The 11319-nt window shown below is 63.9% G+C and carries 9 protein-coding genes; 4 read left to right on the top strand and 5 right to left on the bottom strand.

The genetic code is table 11. The features are described 5' to 3' along the window. From DLM46_RS38270 to DLM46_RS38285, 4 genes are all read right to left on the bottom strand, one after another. The coding region (locus tag DLM46_RS38270) for an oxidoreductase (protein WP_115110124.1) at positions 1-1488 on the bottom strand (1488 nt) is incomplete at its 3' end. Positions 1489-1544: 56 nt separating this feature from the next. After that, entirely contained in the window at positions 1545-2081 is a 537-nt protein-coding gene (locus tag DLM46_RS38275) for a DUF5943 domain-containing protein (RefSeq protein WP_115110126.1), read from the bottom strand. 48 nt (positions 2082-2129) lie between these two features. Continuing rightward, the gene (locus tag DLM46_RS38280; protein ID WP_115110129.1) at positions 2130-3101 is read right to left on the bottom strand and encodes a dipeptidase; all 972 of its coding nucleotides are present in this window, start codon (positions 3099-3101) and stop codon (positions 2130-2132) included. Positions 3102-3119: 18 nt separating this feature from the next. After that, a complete protein-coding gene (locus tag DLM46_RS38285) occupies positions 3120-4394 on the bottom strand; it encodes a serine hydroxymethyltransferase (protein ID WP_115110132.1) in 1275 nt (424 codons plus the stop codon). Between the two features lie 456 nt (positions 4395-4850). Here DLM46_RS38285 and DLM46_RS38290 point away from each other — a divergent pair, with 456 nt between their 5' ends. Then, positions 4851-5846, top strand: coding sequence for a GlxA family transcriptional regulator (locus DLM46_RS38290; RefSeq protein WP_115110136.1), 996 nt, complete (start codon positions 4851-4853; stop codon positions 5844-5846). 99 nt (positions 5847-5945) lie between these two features. On the opposite strand, the gene fdhA is transcribed toward DLM46_RS38290, so the two are convergent. Further along, positions 5946-7145 (bottom strand): formaldehyde dehydrogenase, glutathione-independent, encoded by a 1200-nt coding sequence (gene fdhA, locus DLM46_RS38295; RefSeq protein WP_115110139.1) that lies wholly within the window; start codon positions 7143-7145, stop codon positions 5946-5948. Positions 7146-7386: 241 nt separating this feature from the next. On the opposite strand from fdhA, the gene betI reads away from it, so the two are divergent. The 3 genes from betI to betA are packed head-to-tail and all read left to right on the top strand — an operon-like array spanning position 7387 to position 11168. Beyond that, entirely contained in the window at positions 7387-7974 is a 588-nt protein-coding gene (gene betI / locus DLM46_RS38300) for a transcriptional regulator BetI (protein ID WP_115110142.1), read from the top strand. 26 nt (positions 7975-8000) lie between these two features. Continuing rightward, positions 8001-9470, top strand: a complete 1470-nt coding sequence (gene betB, locus DLM46_RS38305; RefSeq protein ID WP_115110145.1) for a betaine-aldehyde dehydrogenase — start codon at positions 8001-8003, stop codon at positions 9468-9470. A gap of 12 nt (positions 9471-9482) precedes the next feature. Beyond that, positions 9483-11168 carry a choline dehydrogenase gene (gene betA / locus DLM46_RS38310; protein WP_115110149.1) on the top strand — a complete coding sequence of 562 codons (1686 nt, stop codon included), beginning with the start codon at positions 9483-9485 and terminating at the stop codon, positions 11166-11168. The last annotated feature ends 151 nt before the right edge of the window (positions 11169-11319 follow it).

The raw sequence follows: 11319 nt of genomic DNA on the forward strand, positions 1-11319 counted from the left end.
CTCGACGCCCCACGCCGCCACTTGCGACGTGAACGACGAACCGCCCGTGGCCAGCACGACGATGTCCGGCTTCTCGGCCATGATGGTTTTTTCGTCGGCCGCGACACCGAGACGGCGATCGACACCGAGCCGCTTCGTTTCCATATCGAACCAGCGCACGATGCCCGCCATCTGCTCGCGCTGCGGCGCTTTCGCGGCCAGCATGATCTGGCCGCCGACGTAGTCGTTCTTCTCGAACAGCACCACATCGTGACCGCGCGATTTCGCCACGCGCGCCGCTTCCAGCCCGGCCGGACCGGCGCCGACCACGACCACCTTGCGCTTCGGCCCACGCGTCTTCGCGATCACGTGCGGCATGGTTGCTTCGCGTGAGGTCGCCGCGTTCTGCACGCACAGCACGTCCAGCCCGTTGTACTGGCGGTCGATACAGTAATTCGCACCGACGCATTGCTTGATTTCGTCCTCGCGACCATCGCGGATCTTGATGACCATATGCGGATCGGCGATCTGCGCGCGCGTCATGCCGACCAGATCGACCATGCCGCTCGCCAGCAGACGTTCCGCCTGGCCCGCATCGCGAATGCTTTGCGCGTGCATCACCGGCAGCTTCACCACCGACTTGATCCCGGCGGCGAGATGCACGAACGGCTCGGGCGGCAGCGCCATCGGCGGCATGCAGTTGGCGAGCGTGTTGTGTGTATCCGCGCCGGAGCCGATTACGCCGAGGTAATCGATCAGGCCGGTTTCGCTCATCGCCTGGGCGATCTCTTTCAGTTGCTCGTGATCGAGGCCGTCTTCATGGAATTCGTCGCCGCACATGCGCAAGCCGACGCAGAAATCCGCGCCCACCGCTTCGCGCACTGCCTTCAGGACCTCCGTGCCGAAGCGCAGACGGTTTTCGAGCGAACCGCCCCATTCGTCGGTGCGGAAATTCGTGCGCGGGCTCCAGAACTGGTCGATCAGATGCTGGTGCGCCGCCGAGATTTCGATCCCGTCCATGCCCGCATCCTTCACGCGCTTCGCAGCCGCGGCAAAGTCCGAGATGATGCGGCGGATCTCTTCCACTTCGATGATCTTCGCATTGCCGCGGTGCACCGGCTCACGCACGCCGGACGGCGACATCAGATGCGGCCAATGCTCGCCGTGAAACGCCGAGCGGCGGCCCATGTGCGTCGCCTGGATCATGATCTTCGCGCCGTGCGTGTGCATCGCTTCGGCAAGCCGCGCGAGCGGGTCGATAATCCTGTCGGTCGCGAGGTTCACCGATTTCCACCAGCCTTGCGGGCTATCGATCGACACCGGGCTCGACCCGCCGCACACGGCAAGGCCGACACCGCCCTTGGCCTTCTCCTCGTAGTAACGGATATAACGGTCGCCGGGCAGACCGCCCGGCTCCGCATACACCTCGGCGTGCGCGGTGCTGACGATGCGGTTGCGCAAGGTCAGCTGGTTCAGCGTGAGAGGCTTGAAAAGGTTCGGGTAACGCATCGCGATCGACCTCGGAATGCTCGGAATGGATAGACTGTGTGCGTTGCGGCGTGCGGTTACGACGCGAGCGGCGACACTTCGAACACGCAATGATCGTGGCCTTCAGCCGCGCATTGCGCTTCCGTCGAATACGACGGCGGCCCCTTCTTCACCGAATCCGGCGCGGTGTCGTTGACCCAGTCCATCGCGCCGGCGAACCAGCCGGCGAACATATAGCAAAGCTTGCCTTCCTTGCCCGGCTGCGCGAGCACGAACGACGAGTGATGCAATTCGATGCGCGCCCGCGCGCTGGACGGATCGGCTTCCGTGATTCTGAAGAGACCCCAGCCGCGTTGCGACAGGCGGTTCAGGTAATGCTCGAACACCGCCATGCCGGCGATGCCGTGCTGTTTCGCTTCCTTGTCGCACCAGAAATACGCGGACTTGTAGCCGGCCTTGTAGAGGATCTCGGCGTACGTCTCGCGGCCGAGCGCTTCTTCGACCGCGGTGTGATTGTTCGTGAAGAAATGACGCGGCACGTAGAGCATCGGCAGCGCGTCGGTGGTCCAGACGCCGGTGTTCGGATCGACGTCGATAGGCAGTTGGGGTTGCATGTGGAGACTCCGTTTTTTATGGGGGTGGTTTCGACGAACGCGTGAAGGTCACACCTTCCACACTTCGCCGAACACGCGAACCCAGTTCTCACCCATGATCTTCCTGATGCGCGTCTCGCTCCAGCCGGCGCGCTCCATCGCGGCCGTCAGGTTCGGAAACTCGCCGATCGTGCGGATGCCCTCTGGATTGACGACCTTGCCGAAGTTCGTCAGCTGGCGATAACGGCCTTTATCGTGCGTGATCCAGTCGAAGAATTCGGTGCTATAGCCCTGCGTGAAGTCCGTACCGATGCCGACCTGGTCTTCGCCGATCAGATCGACCACGTATTCGATCGCCTCGAGATAGTCTTCGACGGTCGCGTCCGGGCCACGCTTCAGGAACGGTGCGAACATCGTCACGCCGACGAAACCGCCCGCATCGGCGATCTCTTTCAGTTGTTCATCGCTCTTGTTGCGCGGATGCTCTTTCAGACCCGACGGGCAGCAATGCGAGTAGCACACCGGCTTCTTCGAAGCGGCGATCGCTTCCGACGACGTCTTGCCGCCCACGTGCGACAGGTCGACCATGATGCCGACGCGGTTCATCTCCTGGATCACCTCGCGCCCGTAACCCGAGAGCCCGCCGTCGCGTTCATAACAGCCGGTGCCGACCAGATTCTGCGTGTTGTAGCAAAGCTGGACCACGTTCACGCCGAGGTCCTTGAAGGCTTCGATATAGCCGAGGTTGTCTTCGAACGCGTGCGCATTCTGGAAGCCGAAGATGATGCCGGTCTTGTTCTCTTTCTTCGCGCGGAAGATGTCGTCGGTGGTGCGCACGAGCGTGAGCATCTCGCCGTACTCGCGAATCTGCTGCTTCATCTCGGCGATGTTGTCGACGGTCTTCTGGAAGCTTTCCCAGACCGACACCGTGCAGTTCACCGCGGTCACGCCGCCCTTGCGCATGTCTTCGAACACCGAGCGCTCGAACTTCGAAATGTTCAGACCGTCGATGATGATGCTGTTCTCGTGCAGGTTGCTCATCGTTTGCTCCAGGCGTTCTCAGTAGATGGGGAAGCGTTCGCACAGCGCGAAAATCTCGCGGCGCACGCGTTGTTCGGTGGCGGCGTGGCCTTCCGGATGGTCGCGCAGCGCGTCGAGCACATCGACGATCAGGCGCCCCACTTCGCGGAACTCGGCGACGCCGAAGCCGCGCGTGGTGCCGGCCGGCGTGCCGAGGCGAATACCGGACGTGACCGTGGGCTTTTCGGTGTCGAACGGAATGCCGTTCTTGTTGCAGGTGATGCCCGCGCGTTCCAGCGCCTGCTCGACCTGATTGCCCTTGAGCCCCTTCGGGCGCAGATCGACCAGCAGCAGATGGTTGTCGGTACCGCCCGTCACGAGATCGACGCCACCGGCCTTCAGCACTTCACCGAGCGCCTGCGCGTTGGCAAGCACGCTGTCGATGTAGGTCTTGAAACCCGCTTGCAACGCCTCGCCGAATGCCACCGCCTTGCCGGCGATCACATGCATCAGCGGGCCGCCTTGCAGGCCGGGGAATACCGCCGAGTTGATCTTCTTGGCGATCTCTTCGTCATTCGTCAGAACAAAGCCGCCGCGCGGACCGCGCAGCGTCTTGTGCGTGGTGGACGTGACGACGTGCGCGTGCTCGACCGGATTCTGATGACGCCCCGCCGCGATCACGCCGGCGATGTGCGCCATATCCACCATCAACTTTGCGCCGACGCCGTCGGCGATCGCGCGCAGCCGTGCGAAATCCAGCGCCCGCGGATAGGCGGAAAAGCCCGCGATCAGCAGCGCCGGCTTGTGCTGCTGCGCGAGTTCCTCGATTTGCTCGTAGTCGATCAGCATCGTGTCGCGATTGACGCCGTACTGCACCGCGTTGAACCATTTGCCCGACAGTGCCGGCTTCGCGCCGTGGGTCAAGTGGCCACCGGCGTCGAGCGACATGCCGAGCACCGTATCGCCGGGCTTGACCAGTGCGAGCATCACCGCGCCGTTCGCCTGGGCGCCCGAATGCGGCTGCACGTTGGCGAACTTCGCGTTGAACAGCTGCTTGATCCGCTCGAGCGCCAGCGATTCGACCACGTCGACGTATTCGCAGCCGCCGTAATAGCGCTTGCCCGGATACCCTTCCGCATATTTGTTGGTCAGCACCGAGCCCTGCGCTTCGAGTACCGCGCGCGACACGATATTTTCCGACGCGATCAATTCGACTTGCGACTGCTGGCGCTCCAGCTCTTGCAAAATAGCGCCGCGCACCGACGCGTCGCGCGTGGCCAGCGATTCTTCGAAGAAAGGATTCGGATTCGACATGGAGGGTCCGTAAGTTCAGGAAACAGGCCGTTGACGGGTGCCGGAAGCGGCGCTGAAGCCCTGCTGCTACCGGTCTGCATTGCGTCTATTCTTGACGCTCGCCCCGCGCGTCAATTTATGAATTCAGACGCGTTCTTTGCCTTTTCCGCCATACGCGTCCTTTTTCCACAAGTCGACGGTTCGTGCGCGAGGCGCCGAAGATCCACAAGTCGACGGTTCGCGCGCGAGGCGCCGAAGAGATTGCTGCACTGCAGCTGAACGCTGTGCGCTGTTCGGGTGCGTTCGCGGGTGGCCGCGGCTCTGTTCTGGTGCCGGTTGTCGAGTTATCTAGCCCGATGGGCGGGCAACCGAGGGTTTAGCCCGATGGCACAGTAGTTGCCCTAGTACTCAAAATCACAGGGTCAGCCGCGCCCCACGGCGACGCAATACCACAGATTCGAAGGAATCATTTCCCCCATGCCCACCGATCGCACTGCGTCGCTGTCGCACTTCGCGTTCATGCCCGTTCCGAACTTCACGATGATCGCGTTCACCAATGCGATCGAAGTGCTGCGCATGGCGAACTACCTCTCGGGACAGACGCTCTATCGCTGGTCGATCGTAAGTCCCGAAGGCGGGCCCGTGACGGCGAGCAATGGTCTCGCGGTCGATACCGGCCCGGTCGAATGCGTCGGGCAGCCCGATATCGTGTTCGTGGTCGGCGGCATCGACGTGCAGCGCGCCACCACGCCCGCCCATCTTTCCGCGTTGCGCCGTTTCGCCCGCATGGGTAGCGTGCTCGGCAGTCTGTGCACCGGCACCTATGCGCTCGCGCGCGCCGGGTTGCTGGCCGGCTACGCGTGCGCGATTCACTGGGAGAACATGTCGGCGCTGAAGGAGGAGTTTCCCGACACGCGCTTTCTCAGGGAACTGTTCGTGATCGACCGCGATCGCGTCACCTGCACCGGCGGCGTTGCGCCGCTCGACATGATGCTGAATCTGATCACCCCGCGCGTGGGCACGGCGCGCGTCACGCAGATCGCGGAGCAGTTCATCGTCGAACATGTGCGCGACACCAACGCGCAACAGAAAATGCCGCTGGTGGCGCGGCTCGGCTCGGCCAACAAGTCGCTCTTCGAAGTGATCTCGCTGATGGAGAACAACATCGAGGAGCCACTTTCACGCGAAGAGCTCGCGCAGCTGGCGGGCATGTCGCAGCGGCAATTGCAGCGCCTCTTCCGCGAGCATCTCGGCATGACGCCGACGCATTACTATCTGACCTTGCGGCTGCGGCGCGCCCGCGAATTGCTGCTGCAGACCGACATGTCGATCATGCACATCACGATGGCCTGCGGCTTTCAGTCGGCCTGCCACTTCTCGAAGAGCTATCGCGACGCGTTCGGCACCGCGCCGACGCGCGAGCGCCGCAAGCAGGTGCCTTCGCTCGCCTCGTCGCCGGTCATGGCGGCGTGAGTCCAGGCCGCTGGGCGCGGCCTGCATCGTCACGCCAGTTGCGCCGGGCAGGAAAGCACCCGGCTCGACTTCAGTCAACGCATGCACAGTGATGCCGCGTCAAGCCGCCTTCAACAGCCCATGCGGATCGAGAACAAACTTCCTCGGTGCGCCGCCGTCGAACTGCCGGTAACCTTCGGGCGCTTCGTCGAGCGACACGACGGTCACGTTCACGATGTCCGCAATCGGCAGCCGGTCCCACAAAATGGCCTGCATCAGGTTGTGGTTGTACTTCATCACCGGCGTCTGTCCGGTGTGGAACGAGTGTGACTTGGCCCAGCCGAGCCCGAAGCGGATGCTCAGGCTGCCCTTGCGCGCGGCGGCATCGGCGGCACCCGGGTCATCCGTCACGTAGAGGCCCGGAATGCCGATTGCACCCGCGGCCCGGGTGATTTCCATCAGCGAATTGAGGACCGTGGCCGGCGCTTCCTCGTGCTGGCCGCTGCTGCCGTGGCCATGCGCTTCGAAGCCGACGCAGTCCACCGCGCAATCCACCTCGGGCTTACCCAGGATCTGTTCGATCTGCTCGCCAAGCGTTGCGTCCTTCGACAGGTCGATGGTCTGGAAACCCATGTTGCGGGCATGCGCGAGACGCGCCTCGTTCATGTCACCGACGATCGTGCACGCCGCGCCGAGCAGGCGCGCCGACGCGGCAGCGGCCATCCCCACCGGCCCGGCACCCGCAATGTACACAGTGGCGCCGGGTTTGACGCCCGCCATCACGGCGCCGTGATAACCGGTTGGCAGAATGTCGGACAGGCACGTGAGATCGCGGATCTTCGCCATTGCCTGCGCGCGGTCGGGAAACTTCAGCAGATTGAAATCGGCGTACGGCACCATCACGTACTCGGCCTGGCCGCCGATCCACCCGCCCATGTCGACATAGCCATAAGCACCGCCCGCCCGCGCCGGATTCACGTTCAGACACACGCCGGTATGCTGCGCCTTGCAGGTCGGGCAGCGCCCGCAGGCGACGTTGAACGGCACCGACACGAGGTCGCCGATCTTCAGCGTTTCGACGTCGCGGCCAATCTCGATGACCTCGCCGGTAATCTCGTGGCCAAGCACGAGGCCGACTTCGGCCGTGGTGCGGCCACGCACCATGTGCTGGTCGGAGCCGCAGATATTCGTGCTCACCACCTTCAGGATCACCCCGTGGCCGATTGCCCGGCCACGCGGATCGACCATCTTCGGATAGTCGATCGACTGCACTTCCACCTTGCCCTGCCCCAGATATACGACGCCGCGATTGCTGCTCATTTGTCCGTCTCCATGTCTTGTGAGCGGCGCGCCTGATCCGTTCCCGCGCACCGTTTAACGAGCGTAGTCCCCGCTGCGGCAAACGACATGTATCGAACGCGACACCAGTTTGGCCGGAACCGACATGCGAGGCGCAACCCTTGCGCACGCTGATGCAACCCGTTTTTTATTGATTGACCGTTCAATATAAAAAACCTAACATGCGCCATCGCCTTCGGTTCCATCCATTGCCCGTCACGCCATGCCCAAGCTCGGAATGCGCGAAATCCGCCGCGCACAGTTGATCGACGCAACCCTGCTGACCATCGATCAGGCGGGTCTCGCCGGCGCGACGCTCGCCTCGGTGGCGCAGCGCGCGAGCATTTCCACCGGCATCGTCAGCCACTATTTCGGCGACAAGGACGGCTTGCTCGAAGCCACCATGCGTCACGTGCTGCGCGATCTGTGGCAGGCCACCTCGCGCCGACGCCGCGCGGCGAAGACGGACCCGCGTTCGAAACTGCGTGCCGTCGTTGCGGCTAATTTCGATGCGGAGCAGACCAACGGCCCGGTGATGAAGACGTGGCTCGCGTTCTGGTCCGAGAGCATGCACAAGCCGCAACTGCGCCGCCTGCAACACGTCAACACGCGCCGTCTGAACTCGAACCTGTGCGCGGATTTTTCGAAAGCGCTGCCGCGCCCCGCGGCGCGTCGCGCGGCCAGCGGTCTGGCGGCGCTGATCGACGGACTGTGGCTGCGCGGCGCGTTGTCCGGCGAGCCGTTCGACACCAAAGCCGCGCTGCGCGTGGCCAACGACTACATCGACCTGGTTCTCTCAGCACACAACTGAATTTTTCTTATCGGAAGGAGCACGCCATGCCGGCATTCGCAATGCAACGTCTCTATATAGGCGGCGCCTACGTCGACGCGACAGGCGGCGAAACCTTCGACACGCGCGACCCCGCCACCGGCGAAACGCTCGCGACGGTGCAGCAGGCTTCGGCGGCCGACATCGATCGCGCGGTGCAAGCGGCGCGCGACGGTCAGCGCGTATGGGCCGCGTTGACCGCGATGCAGCGTTCGCGCATCCTGCGCCGCGCCGTGGAGTTGCTGCGCGAGCGCAACGACGAACTCGCCGCGCTCGAAACGCGCGACACCGGCAAGCCGATCGCCGAAACGAAAGCGGTCGATATCGTCACCGGTGCGGACGTGATCGAGTATTACGCGGGGCTCGCTACCGCCATCGAAGGGCAGCAGATTCCGTTGCGGCCGTCGTCGTTTGTCTATACGCGGCGCGAACCGCTCGGCGTATGCGCAGGCATCGGCGCATGGAATTACCCGATCCAGATCGCCTGCTGGAAATCCGCGCCTGCGCTGGCGGCCGGCAACGCAATGATCTTCAAACCGAGCGAAATCACGCCGCTGTCCGCGCTGAAACTCGCGGAGATCTATACCGAAGCCGGCGTGCCGGCGGGTGTGTTCAACGTTGTCCAGGGCGACGGGCGCGTCGGCGCGATGCTCGCCGCGCATCCGGACATCGAGAAGATTTCGTTTACCGGCGGGGTCGAAACGGGCAAGAAAGTGATGTCGCTCGCGGGCGCGTCGTCGCTGAAGGAAGTGACGATGGAACTGGGCGGCAAGTCGCCCTTGCTGGTGTTCGACGACGCCAACCTCGAACGCGCCGCCGACATCGCGATGAGCGCCAACTTCTTCAGCTCCGGCCAGGTCTGCACCAACGGCACGCGCGTGTTCGTGCAGCGCAGCGTGCTGGCGCGATTCGAAGCGCTGGTGCTGGAACGCGTGAAGCGGATTCGCGTCGGCGCGCCCACCGACGCGGACACCAACTTCGGCCCGCTGGTGAGCGCCGCGCAGTTGCAGAAGGTGCTCGGCTACATCGAAAGCGGCGTGCAGGAAGGCGCGCGGCTGGTGGCGGGCGGCAAGCGTATCGTCGAAGGCCACTTCGGCCACGGCCAATACGTCGAACCGACGGTTTTCACCGGCTGTCATGACGACATGCGCATCGTGCGCGAAGAAATCTTCGGTCCGGTCATGAGCATCCTCGTGTTCGACGACGAAGACGAAGCGATCGAGCGCGCCAATCGGACGGCCTACGGTCTCGCCGCCGGTGTCGTGACCGAGAGTCTGGCGCGTGCGCATCGCGTGATTCATCGGCTCGAAGCCGGCATTTGCTGGATCAACACGTGGGGCGAATCGCCTGCGGAAATGCCGGTGGGCGGCTACAAGCAATCGGGCGTCGGCCGCGAAAACGGCATCACGACGCTCGAACACTACACGCGCATCAAATCCGTGCAGGTCGAACTCGGCCCGTATCAACCGGTGTTCTAAGGAGTCGCGGCGATGGCCTCGAACGAATACGACTACATCATCGTGGGCGCGGGTTCCGCGGGCAACGTGCTCGCCGCGCGTCTGACCGAAGACGCCGACGTGACCGTGCTGCTGCTCGAAGCCGGCGGCCCCGACTACCGCTTCGACTTCCGCACGCAGATGCCCGCGGCGCTCGCGTATCCGCTGCAAGGACGCCGCTACAACTGGGCGTACGAGACGGACCCCGAACCGCACATGAACAACCGGCGCATGGAATGCGGCCGCGGCAAGGGGCTCGGCGGTTCGTCGCTGATTAACGGCATGTGCTACATCCGCGGCAATGCGCTCGACTACGACGGATGGGCCGAGCGCCAGGGTCTGGAAAACTGGACCTATCTGGATTGCCTGCCGTACTTCCGCAAGGCCGAAACGCGCGACGCGGGTGCGAATGCCTATCACGGCGGCGACGGCCCGGTGCACGTGACGACGAGCAAGCCCGGCAACAACCCGCTCTTCGCCGCGATGGTCGAAGCCGGCGTGCAGGCAGGCTTTCCGCGCACCGAGGATCTGAACGGCTATCAGCAGGAAGGCTTCGGCCCGATGGATCGCACGGTCACCGCGAACGGCCGGCGCGCGAGCACGGCGCGCGGCTATCTGGATCGCGCGAAGACGCGGGCGAATCTGAGCATCGTCACGCACGCCGTGACCGACCGCGTGCTGTTCTCGGGCAAGCGGGCGACCGGCGTCGCGTATCTGCATCATGGCAACTCGGTCACCGCGCAGGCGCGCCGCGAAGTACTGGTGTGCAGTGGCGCGATCGCGTCGCCGCAACTGCTGCAACGCTCGGGCGTGGGCCGCTCGACGTGGCTGCGCGAGCTCGACATTCCGTTGGTGCACGATCTGCCCGGCGTCGGCGAGAACCTCCAGGACCATCTGGAGATGTACATCCAGTACGAATGCAAGGAGCCGGTGTCGCTCTATCCCGCGTTGCAGTGGTGGAATCAACCCGCGATCGGACTCGAGTGGATGCTGAAAGGAACCGGTATCGGCGCGAGCAACCAGTTCGAAGCGGGCGGCTTCATCCGCACTCGCGACGACGACCTGTGGCCGAACATCCAGTATCACTTCCTGCCGGTCGCGATCAATTACAACGGTTCAAACGCGATCAGGATGCACGGCTTCCAGGCGCATGTCGGGTCGATGCGCTCGCCGAGCCGCGGTCGCGTGAAACTCACGTCGCGCGATCCGGGCGTGCATCCGAGCATCCTGTTCAACTACATGTCCGATCCGCTCGACTGGCGCGAATTCCGCGACGCGATCCGTGTCACGCGCGAGATCATGCGCCAGCCGGCGCTCGACCGCTATCGGGGCCGCGAGCTGAATCCCGGCGCCGAGTTGACGACCGACGAGCAGCTCGACACCTTCGTGCGCATGCGGGCGGAGACGGCGTTTCATCCGTCGTGCTCATGCAAGATGGGCTACGACGAGATGGCCGTCGTCGACAACGAGGGCCGTGTGCATGGGCTCGAAGCGCTGCGGGTCGTGGATGCGTCGATCATGCCGCAGATCACGACCGGCAACCTGAATGCGCCGACCATCATGCTTGCCGAGAAGATCGCCGACCGGATTCGCGGACGGGAAGCGCTGGCTCGCGTGGAGACACCCTACTTCGTCGCGAATGGCGCGCCGGCAAGGAAGCGGGCGGCGACTGTGGTGTGAGCCACGCAGCGGTAGTCGCCGAGGCGAACTGACCCGTCCTGACATAGGTTGACACCTACGCACCGCTGTTCGCGGTTAGAAACGCCCGATGAACTTCATCGGGCGTTCTGTATTTTAAAGAATGATGCGGTCGTTCCTGGTTGTAGATCTG

This window comes from Paraburkholderia lacunae (assembly GCF_003353175.1).
Classification (GTDB): Bacteria; Pseudomonadota; Gammaproteobacteria; order Burkholderiales; family Burkholderiaceae; genus Paraburkholderia; species Paraburkholderia lacunae.